This window comes from Veillonella sp. ACP1 (assembly GCF_000286635.1).
Lineage (GTDB): Bacteria > Bacillota > Negativicutes > Veillonellales > Veillonellaceae > Veillonella > Veillonella atypica.
This window is the reverse complement of sequence record NZ_ALKL01000019.1, coordinates 82,168-105,611: the sequence shown is the minus strand read 5'-3', so window position 1 is coordinate 105,611 and position 23,444 is coordinate 82,168. Positions and strand designations below refer to the sequence as shown.

Here is a 23,444-nt window from a genome sequence, read left to right as displayed (position 1 = left end):
GATTCCCCTTATATGCTTTACTAAATCAGCAATACTACCAAATATAATCCTCTTTTTCTTCCATAAGGCCCATCATTTTATGTCCTATACCACCTAATATGGCATTCCAAAATACAGTTGGCATCACCATATGCCCCATGTAAGAAATGAATTGGATATCACCACCACTGGCACCGATCATGATGCAGCGCATAATTCCATCTAGAATCGTACAAACACCGATAATGCCGCATGACCAGTACCAACGCTCTTCGTATACACTACTTTTTACAAGAGACAGTAGATATACTACAACAATGTACGGAAAGAGATGTAATCCAAAAAAGTTAGATATCAAAATATCATGAATGGATCCACCTACTACGGCAGCGATAAGCCCCATTTTTCGACCTTTAAAAATCGTGACTAAAACTACAGCAGTCAGTATACAATTGGGTAGCCAATTCGTATGAAATATGGCCGGTAATAATTGAGCTTGTATAAAATACAACGCACAACATACGAGAATTAATGCAATATACCTCATTGATTTACCGCTCCTTTAGCCCCTTGCACTTGGTCACGCTGCGTTTGAGGAACTAATTTAGGTTCTAATTTTGCTTTATCTGGTGTTTGCACTGTAGAGGCAGTAATAATAAACACCTCTTCTAAGCGATTAAAATCAACGCTCGGTTGGATAGCCGCGTTTTTCACGAAACCTTCTGTATCATTTGTAATGGTTAATACATTACCCACTAACAAGCCCTTTGGATAAATTCCACCATAACCAGAGGTAATCAATTTATCGCCTACAAGGACATCACCATCACGTGCAATATTTACCATCATTGGCTCATTAGGATGATTACCATCCCCTTTTACCACACCGGCCAAGCGTGATTCAGGACGCTGTACAATAACACCAATTGCGCTACGAGGGTCCAAAATAGTTTGAACACGTGCTGAATTTGGGTATACATCGGTAACAAAGCCCACAACGCCACTTGGTACGACAACGGCCATATTAGGTTGTATACCGTCATTCTCACCACGGTCAATGGTAAATGTATTTGACCATGTACCGAAATCCTTAGTAATAATGCCCGCCAAGGTCATTGTAAACTCTGGATGGGACGATTTATAGTTAAGCATCTGACGAAGGCGAATATTTTCCGCCACAACTTCATCGTGATTTAGTACCTTTTGTTGTAAATCTGCAATGGTATTATCCTTATCATTGCTTTCAACAAAACCCGATATAGCATTATCAATGATACGTATGCCGGTTTGAATTGTTGAAAGTACACGAGCTGAACCATATGTGAATGGGGTAACAATTTTTTCAAATGGTACAGTTACAAAGGGGATACTAGTTCGCTGTTTCCAGGCAAAACCAAGAAGGGCCATGATAATACAGCCGAGGACAACAAAGATTAATAATTTACGATCTGACTGTATCATACACGTCCCCTTCTATCCTTTGAATTAATAATAAAACGAGCTAATTCTACAATTTGACCCGAACTACGATGCAAACCTTGTACAACCTTTAACTCTGGATCAGAAGCAACCTGAACAGGCACCCCCATTTCGGTGCTAATTCGCTCTGCTAGACCTTGCAAACGAGCCATACCACCTGTTAACACAATCCCATGCTGCATGATATCAGCCACTAACTCAGGGGCCGTAACGCGTATCATTTGTTGGATTGCATCTAAAAAGTCTGCAAGGCGTTTATTAATCACTTCGTAGATTTCAGATTGATGAAGTACAGCGCGTCTAACTATACCACTTGTCATATCGCGACCAGTAAAGGAAAACTCACAATCCTCCGCAGGTACAACCGCAGTACCTATAGCATGTTTAATATCCGTTATAGTTTGCTCGGATACCATTAAACCAAAACACTGATTAATATATTGCATGATGGCGCGATCTAAATCGCCGCCGCCAAACCGTATCGTCTTACTAATAACCGTGCCACCTAATGAGATAATCCCCATATCGGCAGTACCTTCACCAATATCAATAACCATAGATCCACGAGCCTCAAAAATTGGTAAACCGGAACCTATAGCGGCAGCCACAGGGCGTTCAATTAGAAAGACTTCCCGCGCGCCTGCTTGGATTACGGCATCCATCATGGCCCGTTGTTCTACATCAGTCATGCCACAAGGAACGCCAACGAGTACACGAGATCTACGCAATGTATTGGATACCTTGTGAAGAAAATATTTTAACATCGTATGCATTACGCGGTAATCGACGATAAAACCATCTTGTAATGGTGTCAACTCCATCCACATATCAGGCATACGTCGTACAATGCGATCTGCATCATCACCGACAGCAACAATTTTATCTAATTTTGTATCAGTAGCCACAATGGAGGGCTCACTCATCATGGTCTCGCGCGTGCCCCCCATGACACGTGTCATAGACGTACCAATATCGATACTCACGTCTTTTCCAAAAGACGGTAAAATGGAATTCATAATGCTAATCTCCTTCATTACATCATCATTCCATTTTACCACAACTAGCTTAATTTACCAATTTCACTCAAGCTTGTAAACTCGCCATCACCAATGACGATATGGTCTAAGACTGGAATGCCCATAAATTGTCCAGCACTAACAAATAACTTGGTAACACGTATGTCATCATCACTAGGTCTACTATCGCCGGATGGATGATTGTGAATCAAAATAATAGCGGCTGCATTACAAGCAATGGCTTTTCTAAAAACAGCCCGTTGTTCTACAAGACTTGATGTGAGGCCTCCATTAGATATGGTCTCGATGTGAATTAATTTATTCCGAGACGTCAACATAGCCGCTAATACATGTTCTTCTGTTTCATGGCGCAAGCGTTCCATTACATATTGAGCGATAACATAAGGCTGAGAAAAATCTTCGTATGTAGAGGTGATTTTTAACTCACCCAAACGCCGCCCTAACTCTACAGCAGCACAAATAGTAACCGCTTTATCGATACCAACGCCTTTAATTTTTACTAAATCATCTACGGTCATATGGTTTAGTCCATAAATGCCATCTGTGAAAGAATCGATAATCGTATGTGCTAAATCAATTGATGATTGACCTTTTAAACCGGTACGTAATAATATAGCCAATAATTCTTCCATCGCCATTTGTTTAGCCCCTAGGGCAACGAATTTTTCACGTGGCCGTTGAAATGGCAACATATCTTTTACGCTGATAGTTCTGAGTTGCATTGAATTTCTCCATTCTTACAATACATAAACAAATCAGCCTCATATTTCTACCATAACATTAGAATATCTATTTGATGTGTTAACATGACCATCAATATTAATCTAAGACTTTACACCTAATGCTTTACATAATTCTTCATATACATGTTCTACAGGCAACCCTACAACATTTGTATAGGACCCTTCAATCTTATCAACCCACAAAGCGCCCTTTCCTTGGATGCCATAGGCTCCAGCCTTATCCATCGGTTCCATGGAGTCAATATATGACTCGATTTCAAAATCCTGCAGCGTTTTAAAATATACCTTTGTTTCATTGTGAAAGACGATTTCGCGTCCCTTAATGAGTAAGGCTACACCGGTAATAACAGAGTGAACTTGACCAGATAATGTACGAAGCATTGTACGTGCCTCATCCTTACTATGCGGTTTCCCTAGCACCTTTCCATCAAACACAACAATTGTATCAGCACCTAGTACGATGCTACCATCAGGCACATCATTTGCGCAGCGCGCTTTACCAAGAGCTTGTGCTTTCACCATTTCAATAGGATCTGTAATCACTACATTATCTTCTACATAAGAACTAGTAACAACAGTATGGTCTATACCCACTTGATGCAATAATTCCGTTCGTCTTGGTGATTGACTTGCTAAATATAATCCGCTCATTCTTGTTCCTGTTCTTCCGCACTTTTAATTAGACTATCATAATATTCCTTAACATCGATGCCTTGTTTTACCGCATCAGCACGTACCGTGGCATAGAAAATAACATCCGCTTCTGGCACGCGCACACGATTAGGTACAAACTGTTCTAGTGTTTCATAGAATGCATCCTCTGCTTTCAACATAACACGACCATATTGAACCTTTTTCCCTTTAGTAATGGAATATACCATGAACCAAATCGGTCTATCATCAGAGGTAGAGCATTTTCTATATTTATATCGATAACGTAAATTCGTTAGAAAATCGCGATTATACGCATAAATACCATCAATATCATCATATTTTACAGAAAATGTACGTTTTCTAAAAAAGGATTTTTCTTTGATGATAAATTCAGAATCCGTCAATATATATGTATAGCGGCTCACAGCTTGTTTAACAATGACAATGAGCGCCATAATTTCTATGAAATATTCTGAAAGTAATATATGGCCCTGCGCAATACTTCTATAGGTGGTAAAAACCATAGCCCCCACCAACAAAATAACAAATACCACTACTAATAATTCTGCACTACGGGTGCGCTGAGATTGTTCACTATATAAAATATTCATACGTAACCCCTTTCAAAAGACTCTGCATACTATTTATTATATAGGATTCAGCTCTGAAAAACTACAAAAACCCCGCCTATATCTAAGATATAAGCGAGGTTTCTATAAAAGAGTTTAGATAACCATTAAGAGGTTATATTATTTTTTCAAAGCGCTTGTAATACGTTGAGTATCGCGAGCGATCATGATTTCTTCGTTTGTAGGGATTACGAAGATTTTTACTTTAGAACCTTCAGCACTGATTTCTTGTTCTTTACCGCGAATATTGTTGCGTTCAGGGTCAATACGTGTGCCAAGGTATTCCAAGCCATTACAGATAGCATCGCGGTTACCGATACCATTTTCGCCGATACCAGCTGTGAAGATGATAGCATCAACACCGCCCATAACAGCAGCGAACGCACCGATTACACGACGAACTTTGTAGTGGAACATGTTAAGAGCCAATTGAGCGCGTTTATTACCATTAGAAGCAGCTTCTTCGATTACGCGGAAGTCATTGGACACACCGGAAATACCCAATACACCGGATTCTTTATTCATAACACGGTCAACTTCTTCATAAGACATGCCTGTTTTATCCATCAAGAATGGAACGATAGCAGGGTCGATATCACCAGTACGAGTGCCCATGATCAAACCGGACAATGGAGTGAAGCCCATTGTAGTATCGATGGAACGACCACCTTTGATAGCGGATACGGAAGAACCATTACCCAAGTGACATGTGATGATGCGAAGATCAGACATATGTTTACCCATCAATTCTGCGCAACGTTGTGCTACATATTTGTGGGATGTACCATGGAAACCATAACGACGAATGCCGTACTCTTCATAGTAGGAGTAAGGAAGCGCATACATGTAAGCTTCTTTAGGCATTGTTTGGTGGAATGCAGTATCGAATACAGCAACTTGTGGCACATTTGGCATGATAGCTTGGCAAGCTTCGATACCTTGGATATTTGGTGGGTTATGCAATGGAGCAAGGGATGAACATTCTTCCAAAGCTTCCATTACTGCAGGTGTAATCAATACGGAATCAGCGAATTTTTCACCACCATGTACTACACGGTGACCTACTGCATCGATTTCATCCATAGATTTGATAACACCAAATTCAGGATCAACTAAGATGTCGAGCAAGATGCGTAATGCTTCTTTGTGATTCAAAATTGGTTCAACGCGTTCTAATTTGTCTGCGTTTGGACGTTTATGAGTGAAGATAGCGTCTTGATCACCAATCTTTTCAAATAAACCTTTCGCCAATTCAGTTTCGTTTGTCATATCAAGTAATTGATATTTCAAGGAAGAACTACCGCAGTTAACTACTAATACGTTCATTGATTAACCCTCTTTCTTTTGCGTAACGTAAATCTTATCTTTAATTTGTTTGCTGATATCAGCGCCTATTTGATCATCCGTAGGATATCTATAGGTTATATTCCACAATACGCCCTTATCCATAAAGACATATTGAGAGAAACTAGTTTTAATTTTGTTAACGTAAAAATCGCCAGTAATGAGCTGTGCTTGCACCCCATTTAAATCGATAGATTCCACATTAACAGTAGCACCCAATTTTGCATATTCAGATTTCTTTTGATCCACAAACTGTGCAACCGTTGGCAACGCTTTATTCGGTGCCGGTTGACGGGCCTCTACAGAAATCAACATATGTTGGCTTAGGCTACCATACGCATCCATAGGGTATCCATCAACACTCGTCGTTTCTGATGTTTTCCCCATTTCATATGGCAAGGCTACAGTCACTTCCGATTGACCGGAACGAATGACTTGATTACCAAAGCTATATATATCCATCACATTATCGGAACCACATCCGGCTAAAGCCAATAAGGATGTACCTAACACGATGGTCTGTAACGCTCGTTTCCACTGTACTTTCATCAAATCACCTCACGTCAAATCAGAATTCACAGATAATTATACCATTACACCGCCTCCCATTCTAGTACTTTCACAAGAAATTCTATAATTCCTAACAAGAAGGTCAAAAATTCCATACATTACACATGCCACCCATTATATAAATTCTTTAATTTATTATATAATAATAGAAAATAAACCTATGAAAGGAACTACGATGAAATCAATCGGTATTATTTGTGAATACAATCCGTTTCACAACGGCCATGCGCATCAATTACATACATTACGTACTACCTATCCTGATGCATTGCGTATCGCCATTATGAGCGGTTCCTTTGTACAACGGGGCGAGCCTGCGTATTTTAGCAAATTCGACCGTGCTCGATGGGCTATTCATGGTGGTGCCGACGTCGTTATCGAATTACCTACGGTCTATTCTCTAGGCAGTGCAGAACTATTTTGTACCGGTGCTGTGCGACTTATGAAAGCGCTACACATTCATAGCATTTCCTTTGGCTCTGAGCTTGACGATAATGCCATATTGCACACAGCCGCTGAATTTCTAAATACGCCACAAGGACAAGATGCCATTCAACACCATATAAAAACCGGTGTTTCTTATAGTACAGCATTACGCCAAGTGATTGCTAAGTATGTACCAAATGGAGAACTCATTAACAATGCGCCAAACTCACTACTAGGCCTTGAATATATTCGCGCTGCCCAACGGTATTTCACTAATCTTATGGTCATTCCCATTACTAGACAATCATCACATCATAGTCCTACCCTATCTCAAGGCCAAGATTTTCCTTCTGGGACCGCATTACGTAAGGCACTTGTAGAAGGCACAACCATCGATGCCTATGTACCACATGCTATCATAGATGATATGCACAAAATCATAGCACATGATGTCTATGTGGACTACGAAAGATACAATGATATTCTGCATGGCCTCAATCGCTTACTTTCAGCTGCAGAATTAGAAACATATGGAGATTTTACGGAAGGCATTGAGCATCGTTGGCACAAGGCTATGCAGCAAGTAAGCTGGACGCACGCACTGGAAGAGATAAAGACAAAACGCTATACCTATGCAAGACTACGTCGCATGGCAGCCTATACTGCGCTACAAATCACTAAGCCAATATTACAAGAAGCTCATATACTAGGTCCTCAATACGCGCGATTATTAGCATTTAATCAGCGCGGTCGCACGTGGTTAAAGCACAATACACCGAGCATTCCGCTTATTCAAAAATGGGCTAAAGCATCAACCATAGTTTCCGGTTTTGGTCGCCGAATGATGGAAATCGATACGAAGGCTACTGATCTACAGGCTTATAGTTTTAAATCCCCTATAGCGCGCACAGGTCATGAAGATTTCCGCTATTCTCCACAATATATTGAAATATAGGTTATGACAATATAGCCTTATCATATTATTCCCCTACCAAAAAGACTCGACCATGTACGTCGAGTCTTTTCATATGTCGATTTGTTATATCTACCTATTATTGTTCGATAGTTACGCCATCAGAGCCATCTAATTCCTGAACCTGTACGCGTACCTTTTCCAAATGAGACGTAGGGATATTTTTCCCCACATAATCAGCGCGTATAGGCAATTCTCGATGGCCTCGATCTACCAATACTGCTAGTTGAATAGATTTAGGACGACCAGATGTCATCAATGCATTTAAAGCAGCACGAATGGTACGACCTGTATACAAAACATCATCTACTAAGATAATGGTTTTTTCTGTAGTATCAATAGAGCAAGGTTCCCCTTCCTTAGGTCGCGTATCCCGATCATCGCGATACATAGCTACATTTAAAGGTTCACACTCAATATGAAGGCCTTCAATAGCTTCAATTTCACTTTGCAGTCGTTTAGCTAGCATAACGCCACGTCGTTCAATACCAACAATAACTGCATTTGAAAGCCCCTTATTACGTTCTAATATTTCATGACTAATACGTCTAATGGCACGTCTAATGGCGTCTCCATCCATTAAAATACGTTTTGTTTCCATAGTCTTATCCCTTATCTACGTTCTCTATATTCCTTAGCGAAAGCGATACAATTTTGAAAGTCCTCCGGTACAGGTGCTTCAAAATGCATAGGTTCACCTGTAATTGGATGCACCACATCCAATGTATGAGAATGAAGTGCTTGTCCCTCTATAGGGAAGTCCATGCGGCGATATCCATAAAAAGGATCGTTAACAACTGGATGTCCAATATGAGCAAAGTGAACGCGAATTTGATGAGTACGCCCCGTCTCTAACACACATTCCACTAATGTATGATATCCATAACGTTCTAACACTTTAAAATGAGTCACTGCTTCCTTACTGTTTTCAAACACTACAGCCATTTTCATGCGGTCTTTAGGATGTCTACCGATAGGAGCCTTAATAATCCCCTTTTCCTCCACGATATTGCCTTGAACGAGAGCTAAATATGTTCGTTTTGCACTGTGTGCTTTTACCTGTTCAGCTAAACCAATATGAGCTGCATCATTTTTAGCAGCCATCATGACACCAGATGTATCCTTATCTAAACGATGTACGATGCCAGGGCGAATTTCACCATTAATACCAGATAAGTCCTTACAATGGTAAAGCAAAGCATTCACTAGCGTTCCTGAGTAATTACCAATTGCTGGATGTACAACCATGCCACGAGGCTTGTTGACGATAATAATATCATGATCTTCATAAAGATATTCAACGGGAATATCCTCTGGTAAAATTTCTACCGATTCTGGTTCTGGAATATCTACAGAAATAGTGCTATCTGCATTAAGGCGTAAGTTAGCCTTACCAACCTTGCCGTTTACCAAAACATGACCAGATTTAATAAGACTTTGGATATAACTACGAGATCCTTCCATCACATCCGTCAGAAATACATCAAGACGTTTTCCCTCTTGTTCCAAAGATACTTTATATTCGTTCATCTATTTCTCCTCATGTTCAGATGTTAGTAAATAATATATGACACATACAACGCCTACACATATACCAATATCCGCAATATTAAAAATAGGCCAAATTCTAAAATCAAAAAAGTCTACTACCCCATGTAGTACATATCGATCTATGCCATTACCTATGGCTCCCGCAATCAACAATGCCGTTCCTACTCGTAATGAAAGTGGACCATTATTAACACGTTTACGATAGAAGCCATATACGATAATTAATACAAAAGCAACGGCTAGAAAGAACCACCGCTGATTCGTCAACATGCCAAAGGCTGCACCGCGATTAATAATATACGTAAGATGGAATACATTGTGAATAACCGGTAGTGATTCACCAAGAGCAAAATGGTTCATCACATAATATTTAGAAGCTTGATCCAATACAAGCCAAATGATTGCAATAAAATAAAACAAGTTATACTCCCTTTTAATAATATATATCTTAATAGTCCTATTATACTAAGTTACATGATTTTAGGCAAAATAAAAAGCCCCTCAATGAGGGGCGTATTTTATTTGTGATTACTCAGCGGAAATTACAGATACTGGGCAAACGGATTCGCAAGAACCGCAGTCGATGCAAGTATCGTTGATTTCGTATTTAGTTTCGCCTTCAGAAATAGCAGCAACTGGGCAAACAGATGCGCAAGAACCACATTTAATGCAACCATCAGCAATAACTCTCATGATAAACCTCCATAGGAACATTATAAAAGAAAACTTATTATTATCATTTAAAAAGGCACTTGCCTTAACTTCTGTTCTCATTATCACACAATAATAATTGAAAGTCAAACGAAAATGATAAAATTTTGTATATTATTTTGCATAACAATTGTTCCTTTTTATCATATAAAGTCTATGTTTATCATGATTTTGATATTTCTTTTCATTTATATATTCAAATATATCTTTCAATAATTGAGAATGCACCAATTATCATTTTTATCAAAATACGTAGTAATATACTAGGAATTCAATTATCAATATTTATTATCATAAAAACTATTTTTTTATTACAACAGATTTAACGCTTATCTATATTTCAATCTAACATATAAACTTCACTCTAAAAAAGGCCGAATCATACGATTCGACCTCATTTATATTTATAAAGTAAAGTAATATCTTTACTATTATTCACTATATAACAATAATACTATTTTTTTCTTATAGCACTTAGAAAGATGTTAAGAATGTTAGTGTACCTAAAATAACGCCTGCAAGGTTTGGTACGATTAAAATATAATCACGTTTAGGTGATTTTGTCCAACCATATAATACCCAGATCAAACAGGATACTGCTGCAAATAATGGTTGCCATGGTTGACTAGGTTGACCATGAAGATTAGCAATTATTTGTGGGATATAGGCTAAAAATACAAATACACCAATAAATGCACCAATAGAACCAACTAACATGTTAAATCTTTCTTTTGTCATAGATGACCTCCATATTAAACATTACATTATTATATCTTACACAATATACTATATCATATTTTTTTCGATGTAGTCAATTGTGTAAAATTAATCATGCAAATTAGTTTAATTCATATTGCTTTTGATTACACTTATATGTAATCTATATTAATATCATATAGGCTAAAATCATAAAAAACGAGGCCGAATCTTTCGATTCGACCTCGTATGTGCTTTATAGTAGAGTAACCTGTTCCCTATTATTTACCAGGGAAGAATGGCCATACCATTGGGATAATAATTAAGCTTACTACGAAGCAAACTAAAATCAATGGAACGCCAGCTTTTACATAATCAGTAAATTTGTATTGACCAGGGCCAAGTACTAATGTATTTGGAGGTGTACCTACAGGTGTACCGAATGCACAAGATGCAGCAACGCCGATAGCCATCAATACAGCATGAGGGTCAGCGCCCATACCTTGAGCAATGGAGATACCGATAGGAGCCAACAATGCACAAGATGCTGTGTTAGACATAAATTGAGTCATAACACAAGACAATGCGAATAATACTGCTGTTGCAAAGTAAGGGCTAGGGTCAGAACCCATAACACCGATTACTGCATTAGCAATCATTTTGCCTGCACCAGATTGATCTAGTGCAGTGGCAACTGGCATCATACCAGCAAATAAGAAGATTGTTACCCAGTCAATGGATGTATAAGCTTGTTTTTCGTTTAAGCAACCAGTTAATACGCAAAGCATTGCGCCAATAACTGCAACCATGCTCAATGGTAAGTTGATACCATAATCTTTTAGGAAATCACCTAAAATCATAGCAATAATTACACCTAAAAGAATAAGACCAGAGAATAATTGTTTCTTAGGATCGTTAGAAATATCTTCAGCAGCTACTTCTTGTTCAACGTCGCCAGCATCTTGAATTTCATGCTTAGGTAATAAATGTTTACCAATAAGCATCATGAATGCGATAGTTGCGACAGTTAAAGGAATACCGATCCAAGCAAATTCGAAGAAACCAAATGGTTGTTCACCAAATTTAGTCAATGTACCACTTACAATAATGTTTGGTGGTGTACCAACCATTGTAATGATACCACCGATACCTGCAGCAAATGCTAAAGGCATCAATTGGCGAGATGCAGGAATCTTAGCAACAGCACAGATACCAACAACTACTGGAAGTAATGCAGCTGTAGTACCAGTGTTAGATAAGAATGCGGACATAGTTGCTGTAACAACCATGATTGCTAGCATTAAGCCATTTTCGCTAGTACCAGCATGAGATACTACTGTTTCCCCAATTTTTTGGGCCAAACCAGTGTAGAACAATGCTGCACCAACAACGAACATGCCAGCAAACAACACAACTGTACTATCAGATAAACCAGAGAATACAACCTTAGGAGTAATAATACCCATAAGGCCAAGAGCAATTGCACCGCCTAAAGAAGTAATAGCTAAAGGAATAATTTCCGTAACAAATAAAACAGCCATGACTGCGAGGACGATTAAGGTTTGTTCTGCAGTACCCATACATCATCATCTCCCTTCAGAGAAATGCACTGATATAGTTATAAGAGGTATAAAATATAACCTACGATACCAATGGCGGAAGCCATCAAAAAAGTGATCCCATATCCCTCTCTTGTTTTAGGATACCCAAAGAATAAGGTTTCGCCTAAAAATCCTCGGCGATTAAACCAAGTATATTTAGTTCTTCGTTGAAACCATTTAGCTTTGCCTTCAACACCGATAATCAGTGCCGTAATAAAAAATACAATAAATGCCCAGATAAAACAAATCAGTATTTTTAATTCAATTGATAACAAGTGACCACCTCTACTAAATTTAAAGCACTAGAAGGTTATTGTGTGAATGCTTGTATCACCTAATGACCAATCTGAAAAGCATTTATTGCAAGTATACCCTATTTATGCATGAATACATAGATTTATAGGGTTTTTATATTCACCAATAGGTGTACCAAATTTGGCACACCTTGGTGAATAATTATTAAACTATTAGTGGCTAGACAACATAGCAAGCATTGTACCTGCTGCTACTGCTGTACCAATAACGCCAGCTACGTTCGGACCCATAGCATGCATGAGCAAGAAGTTACCTGGGTTAGCTTTCGCACCTACAACTTGAGATACGCGAGCCGCCATTGGAACCGCGGATACACCAGCAGAACCAATAAGTGGATTTGTTTTACCACCATCTACTAAGTTCATCAACTTACCAAATAATACGCCACCAGCTGTACCACCGATGAATGCAACCAAACCTAAGCAAATGATAAGGAGTGTTTGCACGCTTAAGAAGTGTTCCGCACTCATTGTTAAACCAGTACCAGTTGCCAAGAAGATAGTAACAGTATTGATCAACGCATTTTGAGATGTATCGGACAAACGATCAGTTACGCCAGATTCACGGAACAAGTTACCTAACATCAACATACCTAAAAGAGATGTAATGGAAGGAAGCAATAAGGAAATGAAGATGGTACTAATAATTGGGAATACGATTTTTTCAAAACGTGTAACATCACGCAATTGTTCCATTACAATTTCGCGTTCTTTTTGCGTAGTGAATAATTTCATTACAGGTGGTTGAATCAACGGTACCAAGGACATATAGGAATATGCGGCAACCGCGATAGCACCTAATAAATGAGGAGCTAGCTTAGTAGCTAAGTAAATGGATGTAGGACCGTCAGCACCACCGATGATACCGATAGCAGCTGCTTCTTGAGCTGTGAAGCCAAGCATCATTGCGCCACCTAACGCAACGAATACGCCGATTTGAGCAGCAGCACCTAACAACAATGTTTTAGGATTAGCAATGAGTGGACCAAAGTCAGTCATTGCACCTACACCAAGGAAAATTAAAGGTGGGAAGATTTCTTGGGAGATACCTGCGCTAATAAGTGCCATAACGCCTTCTTCGAAACCATTACGAGGAATATTAGCAAGTACACAACCAAACGCAATCGGACCCAACAATAAAGGTTCAAACTCTTTAGCAAATGCCAAATACAATAGGATCAAACCTACAAGAATCATAATAGCATTGCCTGTTGTAAATGCGAGGAACCCGCTATCATTAATAACGGATTGAATCGCAACAGCAAAAGCCTCCATATGCGTTCCCCTTTCACAAATATAAAGTTGTTATATGACGCGGCGCAGCCGCGCCATAAGACAACACTCGGTATTAGCCAAGAACAACCATGTCATCGCCAGTGGATACAGTTTGGTTAGCAGCTACGCGAACTTCTGCAACTACAGCATCATGAGGAGCTGCGATTTCGTTTTGCATTTTCATAGCTTCAAGGATCAACAAAGTTTCGCCTTTTTTAACTGCTTGACCAGCGGATACTGCTACAGATAGGATTTTACCAGGCATTGGAGCTTTTACAGTTTCAGCACCTGCTGGAACTGGAGCTGCTGCTGCAGCTGGAGCTGGAGCTGGTGCAGGAGCTGCTTTAGGAGCTGCTGCTGGTGCTGCTTTAGGAGCTGCTGCAGGAGCTGCAGCTTTTACTTCATTAACTTCTACATCATATGCTGTGCCATTTACTGTAACGTTGAATTTTTTCATCTTAAATTCCTCCAAATGTGTATATCTACACAATAATTAAATTTCATTTACACATATAATTCTGATAATCCTATCGATTACCTAAAAGCGTTAATCTTATCGATTACCGCGTAAGCGACCTTCCATTTTCCAATTGTAGCTTACGATTGGACGGATATGCGCGATTTGATCAGCGGAATAACCCATTGCCGCTAATGCGCCAACGATAACTGCTACTACATCTTGAGATGGAGCTTTACCGTTAGCTTTTGTAGCATTGCTCATGACAAATGCCTCCTAAAAAATATTAATTTCTACCGCTTAAACGACCTTCCAAGCGCCATTTAGCACTGGTTGCTGTAGGTCGAATAGATGCAATTTGTTCAGATGAATACCCCATCGCCACAATGGCACCCACGATAGCTGCTACTACTTCATCCTCATTTTGAGCAGATGCACTTGGTGTAGCCACTGGAGTAGCTGCAGGAGCTGCAACAGGAGCACTTGCCGGTGCTTCTTTTTTCTTTTTCGTAGGGTCAATCAAATGAACGATTGTCATCAAAATGCCTAAAAGAATCAACACAACAAATACAACTGTCATATTAATGGCCATGATTAACCAGGGATTGGTAGTAACTGCTTGTCCTTCCATAATCATTCCCCTTTCTAAAAAATAAGTAAAGAAAGGTATCTCCCAAATTCGATGATATGATTACCGAATCGAATTATAATGGAATATTACCATGTTTCTTTGGAGCACGGTTTTCACGTTTACTTGCAAGCATAGCCAACGCGTTGATAACAGCTGGACGAGTTTGTTTTGGTTCGATTACAACATCTACGAAGCCACGTTCTGCAGCTTTGTAAGGAGTTGCGAACTCTTCTACGTATTTAGCTGTTTTAGCGTCTTTATCTTCATCTTTTTTGAAGATAATGTTAGCAGCACCAGCAGGACCCATTACAGCGATTTCGGATGTAGGCCAAGCGTATACTTGATCGGCGCCCAAATCTTGGGAACACATAGCGAGGTAAGAACCACCATATGCTTTACGAGTGATAACAGTAATTTTTGGTACTGTTGCTTCAGAGTAAGCATACAACATTTTAGCACCATGACGAATGATACCGCCCCATTCTTGATTTGTGCCAGGCAAGAAACCAGGAACGTCAACGAAGTTAACGATTGGAATATTGAAAGCATCACAGAAACGGATAAAACGAGAAGATTTGTCAGATGCGTTGATGTCCAAGCAACCAGCCATTACTTTAGGTTGGTTAGCAATGATACCAACAGATTGTCCATCAAAACGTGCGAAGCATGTAATGATGTTTGTAGCATAGAATGGTTGTACTTCATAGTATTCGCCATTATCTACAGTAGCTGCGATAACATCTTTCATGTCGTAAGGCATGTTGCTGTTATCAGGTAACAAGCTGTTTAAGCCTTCATCTTCACGAGTTGGGTCATCACCTGTATCTACCAATGGAGCATCTTCCATGTTGTTAGAAGGTAAGAAACCTAACAAGTAGCGGATTTGAGCGATGCAATCATCTTCATTTTCAGCTGCGAAGTGAGCAACACCAGACACAGAGTTGTGAGCCATTGCACCACCAAGATCTTCAGCTGTTACTTCTTCACCAGTTACAGATTTAATAACTGCAGGACCAGTGATGAACATTTGAGATGTGTTTTTAACCATGTAGATGAAGTCAGTCAATGCTGGAGAATATACAGCACCGCCTGCACATGGTCCCATGATTACGGAAATTTGTGGAATAACGCCAGATGCATTTGTATTTTCAAAGAAAATTTTACCGTAACCAGCAAGAGCATCTACAGCTTCTTGAATACGAGCCCCGCCGGAATCATTGATACCAACGATAGGAGCACCCATTTTCATTGCTAAACGTTGTACTTTAACGATTTTAGCAGCGTGCATTTCACCAAGAGAACCACCTTCTACAGTGAAGTCTTGTGCGAATGCATATACCAAACGACCATCGATAGTACCATAACCAGTTACTACACCTTCGCCTGGTAATTCTTTTTTGTCTTGACCGAAGTTAACACAACGATGTTTAACGAATTGATCAAGTTCAACAAAAGAGTTGTCATCGAATAATTTAGCCAAACGTTCACGAGCAGTCATTTTACCTTGAGAATGTTGTTTCTCAACGCGTTTTTCACCGCCACCAGCTTTAACTTTTGCTAGTTTTTCGTGCAACAACTCAATTTTTTCTTGCACTGTTTGCATGTCAGCACCTCCATAAAAACTTGTTACAATAATATTTTATTTCATTCGTTGGCAAAGTTCAAGTAATACGCCACCTGTAGCTTTAGGATGAACGAATGCAATAGAGGAACCGCCAGCACCATAACGAGGTTTTTCGTCAATCATACGAATACCTTTCGCCATAAGATCAGCAATAGCATTTTCAATATTATCTACACGCAAAGCAACGTGTTGGATACCATCACGACCGCCATTTTTTTCGATGAATTTACCGATAGGGCCGTCTGGAGTAGTAGTTTCCAAGAATTCTAATTCAGCATCGCCGCATGGGAAGAAGGATACTTTTACTTTTTGTTCTTCTACTACTTCATCTTCAGGAAGATGTTGAATTCCCAAAGCATTTTTGTAAAATTCTTTAGTTGCTGCTAAATCATTAACACCAATACCGATGTGATCCACTTGTAATACTTTAAAAGCCATTTCGATTATCTCCTTTATAAGGCTAAATCTCTAATGCTATGTAGTCGCCGTCTACTTTAGCACGTTTGTCATTACGCCGTTAACAACTGTATATGGATCGTTTGTACGTTCATTGACAGCTGCCACTTGGCTATTAAATTCGTCGCTTGTAATGATTTTATCAGCTACATAACGACCAATTTGTTCATTAATCATTGCGATGATTTCATCGCGAGTACGTTCTGCCCGACGAGATTCCAATTCACCGGAATCTTCAAGATACTCAAAATGTTCATCTAAGGCTTCGATAAGTTCATCTACGCCTTGGTCTTTACTAGCAATTGTGCGCTTAATTGGTGGGCGCCATTTTACTTCACGAGAATCTAGGTCAAGCATCATTTCAATTTCAACATTCAAACGATCGCAACCATCTCGGTCAGCTTTATTGATAGCAAATACATCGCCGATTTCAAGAATACCCGCTTTAATAGCTTGGATATCATCACCGAGACCAGGAACAAGAACAACCAATGTAGTATCTGCATTTTTTACGATATCTACTTCAGATTGACCTACACCTACTGTTTCAATGATAATCAAATCCATGCCAAAGGCATCCATTAATTTTACAACGTCTGCAGTCTTTTTGGATAAACCACCAAGACTACCACGTGTCCCCATGCTTCGAATGAATACATTTTCATTTAATGTTAAATCATTCATTCTAATACGGTCCCCCAAGATAGCACCACCAGAGAATGGGCTAGTTGGGTCGATGGCAACGATGCCGATTTTTTTACCTTGATCTAGATAATGTTTAACAACCTTATCTGTCAAAGTACTTTTACCAGCACCAGGGGCACCAGTTATACCGAGAATACGTGCATTACCCGTTTTAGGGTAAATTGCCTTCATAATATCGATGGCATTTTCATACTCGTTTTCTACAGCAGTGATGGACCGTGCTAAGGCTAGTCTTGAGCCTTCAAAGAGGCCTTTAACTAAATCCATTCGCCTCACCACCTATCTTAGAATATGGGAATAGAGGGGAGCCAACCATTCCAGTTGAGCCCCTCTCTTGCCCAGTTAATTATTTTACGTTTTCCTTGATGAAGTCTACGATATCACCAGTTGGAGTACCAGGTGTGAATACAGCTGCTACGCCAGCTTTTTTCAAGCCAGGGATATCAGCATCAGGAATAACGCCACCGCCGATTACTAATACATCGCCCATGCCTTTTTCTTTCAAAAGTTCAACAATTTTAGGGAACAATGTGTTGTGAGCGCCGGAAAGAAGGGATAATGCAACTACATTAACGTCTTCAGAAAGTGCTGCTTCTACGATTTGTTCTGGAGTTTGACGAAGACCTGTGTAGATTACTTCGAAACCAGCATCGCGAAGTGCGCGTGCTACAACTTTTGCACCACGGTCATGACCATCAAGACCTGGTTTTGCTACGATTACTCTAATACGTTTTTCTGCCATGATAATTACCTCCGAAATTAGCCGATATTATAATGTGGAATGAGCTTGGTATTCACCGAATACTTCGCGCAATACATTACAAATTTCACCCAAAGTAGCATATGTTTTAACTGCTGCAAGAATTAATGGCATCAAGTTAACGTTTTCGTCAGCTGCGCCAGCTTTCAAATCAGCTAAAGCTTTGTCAACTGCTGCTTGATCGCGGTTAGCGCGAACTGCTTGAGTTTTCTTAGATTGGTTTACACCTACGGAAGCGTCTACGCGAAGCAAGTCTTTTGGAGCTTCTTCTTCAACTTGGAATTTGTTTACGCCAACGATTGTGCGCAAGCCAGATTCAACTTCCATTTGCCATTTGTAAGCGGATTCTTGGATTTCTTTTTGGATGTAGCCTTTTTCGATTGCTACTACAGCGCCGCCCATTTCATCAATTTTCTTGATGTAAGCCATAGCTTCGTCATAGATAGCGTTAGTCATAGCTTCTACATAGTAGGAACCGCCCAATGGGTCAACTACGTCTGCTAAACCAGATTCGTAAGCCACGATTTGTTGTGTACGAAGAGCTACTTGTACAGATGCTTCTGTAGGAAGAGCCAATGCTTCGTCACGGGAGTTTGTATGTAAGGATTGAGTACCGCCCATTACAGCAGCTGCAGTTTGAAGAGCAACACGAACGATGTTGTTATCAACTTGTTGTGCAGTCAACATGGAACCAGCTGTTTGAGTATGTACACGAAGCATCATGGATTTTGGTTTTTTAGCACCAAAACGTTCTTTCATGATAGTTGCCCATAAACGACGGGATGCGCGGAATTTAGCAACTTCTTCAAGTACATTGTTATGAGCATTCCAGAAGAAGGAAAGACGACCAGCGAATGTATCAACATCAAGACCAGCTTTCAAAGCTGCTTCTACATATGCGATACCATCAGCAATTGTAAATGCGATTTCTTGTGCTGCTGTGGAACCTGCTTCACGGATATGGTAACCGGAAATGGAAATTGTATTCCATTTTGGAACGTATTGAGAGCAATATTCAAAGATATTAGTGATCAAACGCATGGATGGTTTTGGAGGGAAAATGTAAGTACCACGAGCTGCGTATTCTTTCAAAATATCATTTTGAATTGTACCTTTCAATTCTGTGGAAGGTACGCCTTGTTTTTCAGCTACTGCGATATACATTGCCAACAAAACGGATGCTGGAGCGTTGATTGTCATGGAAGTGGATACTTTGCCAAGGTCGATGCCGTTGAACAAGATTTCCATATCTGCCAAGGAGTCAATCGCTACACCTACTTTACCAACTTCGCCTTCAGCCATAACGTCATCAGAGTCATAACCGATTTGTGTAGGTAAGTCGAATGCACAGGAAAGACCAGTTGCACCGGATTCGATAAGGTAACGGTAACGTTTGTTAGATTCTTCAGCTGTCGCGAAACCAGCATACATACGCATAGTCCAGAAACGACCACGGTACATTGTAGGTTGTACGCCACGAGTATATGGATATTCACCAGGCATACCCAAATCACGTTCATAATCAAAGCCTTCAATATCAACTGGTGTATACACGCGGTTGTATTTCAAGTTTTGACGTTCTGGAGTTTTTACACACTTTTCGTCACAAAGTTTATTGTACTCAGCAATTTGGGCTTTAAGGTTTTCGTAAGCCATGTTTTCATCATCCTCCTAAAAAAACAGGTTATTTTTTCATGCTTCCAGTTTCTGTGAAGCGTTTATGCCAAGAAAGAGCTTCGTCGAGCAACATTGGTGTATGGGCATTCTTAGTTGCAGCGAGTGCTTTTTCGAGGTATTCAGTTAACATTGGTTTGTAGTCTGGGTGAGCACATTTTTCAATGATCAAACGAGCTCTTTCCACTGGGCTCAAACCACGGCAGTCAGCAACACCTTGTTCTGTACAGAAAATCATAGTGTCATGTTCTGGGTGATCCACATGAGATACATATGGAACGATAGAACTGATGTCGCCACCTTTTGCAACGGAATTAGTACAGAAAATAGTGAGGTATGCACTACGTGCAAAGTCACCAGATCCGCCAATACCGTTCATCATTTTACTACCCATAATATGAGTAGAGTTTACATTGCCAAAAATATCAAATTCGATAGCGGTATTCATGGCAATGACACCAATACGGCGAGCAATACCAGGGTTGTTGGAAATTTCTTGTGGACGAAGAATAATCTTTTTACGATATTCGTCGATGTTGTTGTAGAAACGTTTCAACCCATCTGGAGAAGGACTTAATGCAGTACCGGAACATACAGTTACTTTACCTGCATCGATTAAGTCAAACATACCATCTTGGATTACTTCTGTATAAATGGACAAATCTTTGAATGGGCCTTGAGCCAATCCGCTGATTACCGCATTTGCTACAGAACCTACGCCAGATTGCAATGGAAGCAAGTTTTCAGGTAAACGACCTTCACCGATTTCTTGTTCAAAGAATTTGATAAGGTGTTGACTCATTGCTTTTGCATCATCATCAATAGGTGCCAAAGGTCTTGTAGTATCAGGAACATCACAAGGAACTACTGCAATGATTTTGTCTGGGTCACAAGGAATTGCATCAGTACCAATACGATCACCAGCATGTTCCAATGGAATTGGTTTGCGATATGGTGGATCAAGTGGTTCGTAGATATCATGCATACCAACCAAAGATAATGGTTGAGATACGTTTACTTCTACGATAACTTTTTTAGCTTGGCTAACAAATGTTGGAGAGTTACCAACAGATGTTGTAGGTACTAAAGAGCCATCTTCATTGATTTGACAAACTTCTACGATAGCTACGTCTAAATCACCAAAGAAACCATAGCGTACATTTTGCGCCATTGTACTTAAGTGCATATCAATGTATTTGATGTCGCCGCTATTTAAAGCTTTGCGTGTATCCCCATTTGTTTGATAAGGGAAACGACGGTTAATACCATGTGCACGTGTTAATGCACCGTCGGCTTCATCACCTACGGAAGCACCTGTCCATAAATCAATTTTGAATGGTTCTTTTTCCATTCGTTCAGCCAAAGCCAATGGTACAGCTTTTGCATAACCAGATGGAGTAAAGCCGGAAATACCAACTTTATCATTGTGGTTAATCATTTGAGCTGCTTCATAAGCTGTGACAATTTTGCCTTGGAGGGCCGCATTTTTAATGCGATCTTTGATGTCTATCATCGTACCATCTCCTTAAAATCACCTTGTTAAACGACAGTTGATCAATCTCTTGGTCTAAACCGTTCCTTAAACCAACTTCATCGTATGCTTTTACAATCGCATTGTCAACTTATATGCATAAAATGTATTTTTTGTCACATATTTATGGGTCATTATGACTAAAAGTCATGGATTTTCCATTTTTAGGATAAATTAAATTCACATCGTTATAACTCTCAGGAATTATAGATATATTTTTATAATTTCATATATATAGTTAAAAAAGAGTGAATCGAAGAATTTCTATACAATATATAGATTCTCTTCAATTCACTCTTATTCTAATTCTTATTATACATAACACAACAATTTCGATTTTTTTCGATGCGTTTTAATTATGATTGATTTTAGTCTGATTTTGTTGAACTTTCACAAAAGCACCTACCCATCCTAGTAATAACCAGAATGTAATCGTTACTTGGTGACTATATAATTCAAAATCGGACAAACCGCTCACAAGAACACCAACTGCTAAAGCACCGACACCGATGGAGGCAGCCTTACGGAACACATCACCTTTTAGACGTATAGAGGTAACCACATGACCTATTAATACAGTTATAAAGGAGATAAGTCCTGGTATGCCTATTTCAGCCAACATATTAAGGTATAAATTATGAGCGTGATACATCAATACATTAGGACCTTGAATATAATAATTATATTCTGGATATACTAAGTAAAATGTATTCCACCCAATCCCCCACACAGGATTTTCACGAACAATGTACATCGTGCTATCCCACAAGGCCCATCGTAAATCAGCCGATGTATCATGACCTTGGAATATAGACCAAAGACGAGTAGCAATTTCTCCATCATAAAAATATAGAATAATGGGGATTGCTAACAAGGATAATAATAAACGACGTTCTACAAAAATTCCCCAGTAAATAATCATGGCACCAAAACTGATCCATATGCCACGTGAATATGTTAATAGCATGGTAACAAAAAGTATTAATGCTATGGGAATCATCATGTAGATTTGTTTCTTATATTCCTCCGATAAGATTTTATCGGATAAGCCCTTCCAGTAAACCAATAAATAGCTAATACTAACGCTTAGAATCATCAACAAGTAAGCGCCCAACAGATTGGGATTTGTCAATGTTGACGACATGCGTCGCATTAATTTTGGAAATTGGATGGCATCAACCCATTCCTTTATATGATGATTAGGAATAAAAATATATTCATAAGCACCAATGCAACAAACGAGAATCGCCGTTCCCAATGTACATTGAAGAAAATAACGCCACTGTTTTGGCGTACTAATATAGGTACGTACTAAATAATAAATACCGCCACCGGCCACAATCTGATAAAACCAACTTGTCAAAGCCCATTGCGCATTATCGGAAAGGGCAGCTGATACGCCCGTCCAAAGGACGAAAAACATAACAGTCCACGATAGCCATCCCGTAGGAAAGCTAAGACTACGACTTCGTATTAAATCGACAATGGCAAGCCCAACGGCCAACCACAAGAGCACATCCCCTACCATCGGTTGTAGAGGCATGGCAATAGCCACACCATAAATGAGTCGTTCAATATAAAACTTCAACTTTGTTTCCGTTGGAAATAATGAGTGTTCCATAAC

Annotated in this window: 27 protein-coding genes; 1 reads left to right on the top strand and 26 read right to left on the bottom strand. The window is 39.5% G+C overall.

Annotated elements, in window-relative coordinates:
• Positions 1-34: 34 nt before the first annotated feature.
• From mreD to HMPREF1151_RS07440, 8 genes are all read right to left on the bottom strand, one after another.
• On the bottom strand, positions 35-526 hold the full coding sequence (gene mreD, locus HMPREF1151_RS07475) for a rod shape-determining protein MreD (RefSeq protein WP_009661595.1): 492 nt from the start codon (positions 524-526) through the stop codon (positions 35-37).
• Complete coding sequence (gene mreC, locus HMPREF1151_RS07470) at positions 523-1,440, bottom strand: rod shape-determining protein MreC (protein ID WP_005377430.1); 918 nt, start codon at positions 1,438-1,440, stop codon at positions 523-525. The genes mreD and mreC overlap by 4 nt, the downstream gene beginning before the upstream one ends.
• On the bottom strand, positions 1,437-2,474 hold the full coding sequence (locus HMPREF1151_RS07465) for a rod shape-determining protein (RefSeq protein WP_005377434.1): 1,038 nt from the start codon (positions 2,472-2,474) through the stop codon (positions 1,437-1,439). Before HMPREF1151_RS07465 ends, mreC begins: the two co-directional genes overlap by 4 nt.
• A 44-nt stretch (positions 2,475-2,518) precedes the next feature.
• Positions 2,519-3,217 carry a DNA repair protein RadC gene (radC, locus tag HMPREF1151_RS07460; protein ID WP_009661619.1) on the bottom strand — a complete coding sequence of 233 codons (699 nt, stop codon included), beginning with the start codon at positions 3,215-3,217 and terminating at the stop codon, positions 2,519-2,521.
• Between the two features lie 102 nt (positions 3,218-3,319).
• A complete protein-coding gene (locus HMPREF1151_RS07455; protein ID WP_005377410.1) occupies positions 3,320-3,889 on the bottom strand; it encodes a nucleoside triphosphate pyrophosphatase in 570 nt (189 codons plus the stop codon).
• Positions 3,886-4,503 carry a hypothetical protein gene (locus HMPREF1151_RS07450; RefSeq protein ID WP_005382586.1) on the bottom strand — a complete coding sequence of 206 codons (618 nt, stop codon included), beginning with the start codon at positions 4,501-4,503 and terminating at the stop codon, positions 3,886-3,888. The genes HMPREF1151_RS07455 and HMPREF1151_RS07450 overlap by 4 nt, the downstream gene beginning before the upstream one ends.
• A gap of 138 nt (positions 4,504-4,641) precedes the next feature.
• Positions 4,642-5,847: an acetate/propionate family kinase gene (locus tag HMPREF1151_RS07445; RefSeq protein ID WP_005377317.1), complete on the bottom strand. Its 1,206-nt coding sequence runs from the start codon at positions 5,845-5,847 to the stop codon at positions 4,642-4,644.
• 3 nt (positions 5,848-5,850) lie between these two features.
• On the bottom strand, positions 5,851-6,414 hold the full coding sequence (locus tag HMPREF1151_RS07440) for a hypothetical protein (RefSeq protein WP_009661597.1): 564 nt from the start codon (positions 6,412-6,414) through the stop codon (positions 5,851-5,853).
• A gap of 196 nt (positions 6,415-6,610) precedes the next feature.
• On the opposite strand from HMPREF1151_RS07440, the gene HMPREF1151_RS07435 reads away from it, so the two are divergent.
• Positions 6,611-7,816, top strand: coding sequence for a nucleotidyltransferase family protein (locus HMPREF1151_RS07435; RefSeq protein WP_009661596.1), 1,206 nt, complete (start codon positions 6,611-6,613; stop codon positions 7,814-7,816).
• A gap of 97 nt (positions 7,817-7,913) precedes the next feature.
• On the opposite strand, the gene pyrR is transcribed toward HMPREF1151_RS07435, so the two are convergent.
• From pyrR to HMPREF1151_RS07350, 18 genes are all read right to left on the bottom strand, one after another.
• Positions 7,914-8,435 carry a bifunctional pyr operon transcriptional regulator/uracil phosphoribosyltransferase PyrR gene (gene pyrR, locus HMPREF1151_RS07430; RefSeq protein WP_005382582.1) on the bottom strand — a complete coding sequence of 174 codons (522 nt, stop codon included), beginning with the start codon at positions 8,433-8,435 and terminating at the stop codon, positions 7,914-7,916.
• A gap of 11 nt (positions 8,436-8,446) precedes the next feature.
• The gene (locus HMPREF1151_RS07425) at positions 8,447-9,364 is read right to left on the bottom strand and encodes an RluA family pseudouridine synthase (RefSeq protein ID WP_005380712.1); all 918 of its coding nucleotides are present in this window, start codon (positions 9,362-9,364) and stop codon (positions 8,447-8,449) included.
• Positions 9,365-9,823 (bottom strand): signal peptidase II, encoded by a 459-nt coding sequence (gene lspA, locus HMPREF1151_RS07420; RefSeq protein ID WP_071529971.1) that lies wholly within the window; start codon positions 9,821-9,823, stop codon positions 9,365-9,367. It lies immediately after the preceding gene.
• Between the two features lie 90 nt (positions 9,824-9,913).
• A complete protein-coding gene (locus HMPREF1151_RS07415) occupies positions 9,914-10,078 on the bottom strand; it encodes a DUF362 domain-containing protein (protein WP_005377422.1) in 165 nt (54 codons plus the stop codon).
• Positions 10,079-10,570: 492 nt separating this feature from the next.
• Positions 10,571-10,834: a SemiSWEET family transporter gene (locus HMPREF1151_RS07410; protein WP_004696474.1), complete on the bottom strand. Its 264-nt coding sequence runs from the start codon at positions 10,832-10,834 to the stop codon at positions 10,571-10,573.
• 239 nt (positions 10,835-11,073) lie between these two features.
• Positions 11,074-12,372, bottom strand: coding sequence for an SLC13 family permease (locus tag HMPREF1151_RS07405; protein ID WP_005377332.1), 1,299 nt, complete (start codon positions 12,370-12,372; stop codon positions 11,074-11,076).
• 38 nt (positions 12,373-12,410) lie between these two features.
• On the bottom strand, positions 12,411-12,668 hold the full coding sequence (locus HMPREF1151_RS07400; protein ID WP_009661594.1) for a hypothetical protein: 258 nt from the start codon (positions 12,666-12,668) through the stop codon (positions 12,411-12,413).
• Positions 12,669-12,860: 192 nt separating this feature from the next.
• Positions 12,861-13,982: a sodium ion-translocating decarboxylase subunit beta gene (locus HMPREF1151_RS07395; protein ID WP_009661611.1), complete on the bottom strand. Its 1,122-nt coding sequence runs from the start codon at positions 13,980-13,982 to the stop codon at positions 12,861-12,863.
• 73 nt (positions 13,983-14,055) lie between these two features.
• Positions 14,056-14,439 (bottom strand): biotin/lipoyl-containing protein, encoded by a 384-nt coding sequence (locus tag HMPREF1151_RS07390; RefSeq protein WP_005377346.1) that lies wholly within the window; start codon positions 14,437-14,439, stop codon positions 14,056-14,058.
• Positions 14,440-14,535: 96 nt separating this feature from the next.
• Positions 14,536-14,703, bottom strand: coding sequence for a hypothetical protein (locus HMPREF1151_RS09845; protein WP_005377348.1), 168 nt, complete (start codon positions 14,701-14,703; stop codon positions 14,536-14,538).
• Positions 14,704-14,725: 22 nt separating this feature from the next.
• On the bottom strand, positions 14,726-15,070 hold the full coding sequence (locus tag HMPREF1151_RS07385) for an OadG family protein (protein WP_009661566.1): 345 nt from the start codon (positions 15,068-15,070) through the stop codon (positions 14,726-14,728).
• A 73-nt stretch (positions 15,071-15,143) separates the two neighbouring features.
• Entirely contained in the window at positions 15,144-16,673 is a 1,530-nt protein-coding gene (locus HMPREF1151_RS07380) for a carboxyl transferase domain-containing protein (RefSeq protein ID WP_005377385.1), read from the bottom strand.
• Positions 16,674-16,709: 36 nt separating this feature from the next.
• Positions 16,710-17,132: a methylmalonyl-CoA epimerase gene (gene mce / locus HMPREF1151_RS07375; RefSeq protein ID WP_005377395.1), complete on the bottom strand. Its 423-nt coding sequence runs from the start codon at positions 17,130-17,132 to the stop codon at positions 16,710-16,712.
• 51 nt (positions 17,133-17,183) lie between these two features.
• Entirely contained in the window at positions 17,184-18,122 is a 939-nt protein-coding gene (gene meaB, locus HMPREF1151_RS07370; protein WP_005380522.1) for a methylmalonyl Co-A mutase-associated GTPase MeaB, read from the bottom strand.
• 79 nt (positions 18,123-18,201) lie between these two features.
• On the bottom strand, positions 18,202-18,597 hold the full coding sequence (locus HMPREF1151_RS07365; protein ID WP_005380683.1) for a cobalamin B12-binding domain-containing protein: 396 nt from the start codon (positions 18,595-18,597) through the stop codon (positions 18,202-18,204).
• A 27-nt stretch (positions 18,598-18,624) separates the two neighbouring features.
• Positions 18,625-20,271, bottom strand: a complete 1,647-nt coding sequence (locus HMPREF1151_RS07360; protein ID WP_005380642.1) for a methylmalonyl-CoA mutase — start codon at positions 20,269-20,271, stop codon at positions 18,625-18,627.
• A gap of 28 nt (positions 20,272-20,299) precedes the next feature.
• On the bottom strand, positions 20,300-21,802 hold the full coding sequence (locus tag HMPREF1151_RS07355) for an acetyl-CoA hydrolase/transferase family protein (RefSeq protein WP_009661618.1): 1,503 nt from the start codon (positions 21,800-21,802) through the stop codon (positions 20,300-20,302).
• A gap of 370 nt (positions 21,803-22,172) precedes the next feature.
• Positions 22,173-23,441 carry an O-antigen ligase gene (locus tag HMPREF1151_RS07350; protein WP_009661598.1) on the bottom strand — a complete coding sequence of 423 codons (1,269 nt, stop codon included), beginning with the start codon at positions 23,439-23,441 and terminating at the stop codon, positions 22,173-22,175.
• Positions 23,442-23,444 lie beyond the last annotated feature (3 nt).

What these genes read in the sequence shown, in the direction of transcription:
- HMPREF1151_RS07365 (WP_005380683.1), bottom strand. Translation starts at nt 18,597, where the DNA reads ATGGCAGAAAAACGTATTAGAGTAATCGTAGCAAAACCAGGTCTTGAT.
- HMPREF1151_RS07385 (WP_009661566.1), bottom strand. Translation starts at nt 15,070, where the DNA reads ATGGAAGGACAAGCAGTTACTACCAATCCCTGGTTAATCATGGCCATT.
- pyrR (WP_005382582.1), bottom strand. Translation starts at nt 8,435, where the DNA reads ATGGAAACAAAACGTATTTTAATGGATGGAGACGCCATTAGACGTGCC.
- HMPREF1151_RS07450 (WP_005382586.1), bottom strand. Translation starts at nt 4,503, where the DNA reads ATGAATATTTTATATAGTGAACAATCTCAGCGCACCCGTAGTGCAGAA.
- HMPREF1151_RS07390 (WP_005377346.1), bottom strand. Translation starts at nt 14,439, where the DNA reads ATGAAAAAATTCAACGTTACAGTAAATGGCACAGCATATGATGTAGAA.
- HMPREF1151_RS07395 (WP_009661611.1), bottom strand. Translation starts at nt 13,982, where the DNA reads ATGGAGGCTTTTGCTGTTGCGATTCAATCCGTTATTAATGATAGCGGG.
- HMPREF1151_RS07455 (WP_005377410.1), bottom strand. Translation starts at nt 3,889, where the DNA reads ATGAGCGGATTATATTTAGCAAGTCAATCACCAAGACGAACGGAATTA.
- mce (WP_005377395.1), bottom strand. Translation starts at nt 17,132, where the DNA reads ATGGCTTTTAAAGTATTACAAGTGGATCACATCGGTATTGGTGTTAAT.
- mreC (WP_005377430.1), bottom strand. Translation starts at nt 1,440, where the DNA reads ATGATACAGTCAGATCGTAAATTATTAATCTTTGTTGTCCTCGGCTGT.
- HMPREF1151_RS07355 (WP_009661618.1), bottom strand. Translation starts at nt 21,802, where the DNA reads ATGATAGACATCAAAGATCGCATTAAAAATGCGGCCCTCCAAGGCAAA.
- meaB (WP_005380522.1), bottom strand. Translation starts at nt 18,122, where the DNA reads ATGGATTTAGTTAAAGGCCTCTTTGAAGGCTCAAGACTAGCCTTAGCA.
- HMPREF1151_RS09845 (WP_005377348.1), bottom strand. Translation starts at nt 14,703, where the DNA reads ATGAGCAATGCTACAAAAGCTAACGGTAAAGCTCCATCTCAAGATGTA.
- HMPREF1151_RS07445 (WP_005377317.1), bottom strand. Translation starts at nt 5,847, where the DNA reads ATGAACGTATTAGTAGTTAACTGCGGTAGTTCTTCCTTGAAATATCAA.
- HMPREF1151_RS07415 (WP_005377422.1), bottom strand. Translation starts at nt 10,078, where the DNA reads ATGAGAGTTATTGCTGATGGTTGCATTAAATGTGGTTCTTGCGCATCT.
- HMPREF1151_RS07380 (WP_005377385.1), bottom strand. Translation starts at nt 16,673, where the DNA reads ATGCAAACAGTGCAAGAAAAAATTGAGTTGTTGCACGAAAAACTAGCA.
- HMPREF1151_RS07440 (WP_009661597.1), bottom strand. Translation starts at nt 6,414, where the DNA reads ATGAAAGTACAGTGGAAACGAGCGTTACAGACCATCGTGTTAGGTACA.
- HMPREF1151_RS07425 (WP_005380712.1), bottom strand. Translation starts at nt 9,364, where the DNA reads ATGAACGAATATAAAGTATCTTTGGAACAAGAGGGAAAACGTCTTGAT.
- HMPREF1151_RS07410 (WP_004696474.1), bottom strand. Translation starts at nt 10,834, where the DNA reads ATGACAAAAGAAAGATTTAACATGTTAGTTGGTTCTATTGGTGCATTT.
- HMPREF1151_RS07360 (WP_005380642.1), bottom strand. Translation starts at nt 20,271, where the DNA reads ATGGCTTACGAAAACCTTAAAGCCCAAATTGCTGAGTACAATAAACTT.
- HMPREF1151_RS07465 (WP_005377434.1), bottom strand. Translation starts at nt 2,474, where the DNA reads ATGAATTCCATTTTACCGTCTTTTGGAAAAGACGTGAGTATCGATATT.
- HMPREF1151_RS07350 (WP_009661598.1), bottom strand. Translation starts at nt 23,441, where the DNA reads ATGGAACACTCATTATTTCCAACGGAAACAAAGTTGAAGTTTTATATT.
- HMPREF1151_RS07435 (WP_009661596.1), top strand. Translation starts at nt 6,611, where the DNA reads ATGAAATCAATCGGTATTATTTGTGAATACAATCCGTTTCACAACGGC.
- HMPREF1151_RS07405 (WP_005377332.1), bottom strand. Translation starts at nt 12,372, where the DNA reads ATGGGTACTGCAGAACAAACCTTAATCGTCCTCGCAGTCATGGCTGTT.
- mreD (WP_009661595.1), bottom strand. Translation starts at nt 526, where the DNA reads ATGAGGTATATTGCATTAATTCTCGTATGTTGTGCGTTGTATTTTATA.
- radC (WP_009661619.1), bottom strand. Translation starts at nt 3,217, where the DNA reads ATGCAACTCAGAACTATCAGCGTAAAAGATATGTTGCCATTTCAACGG.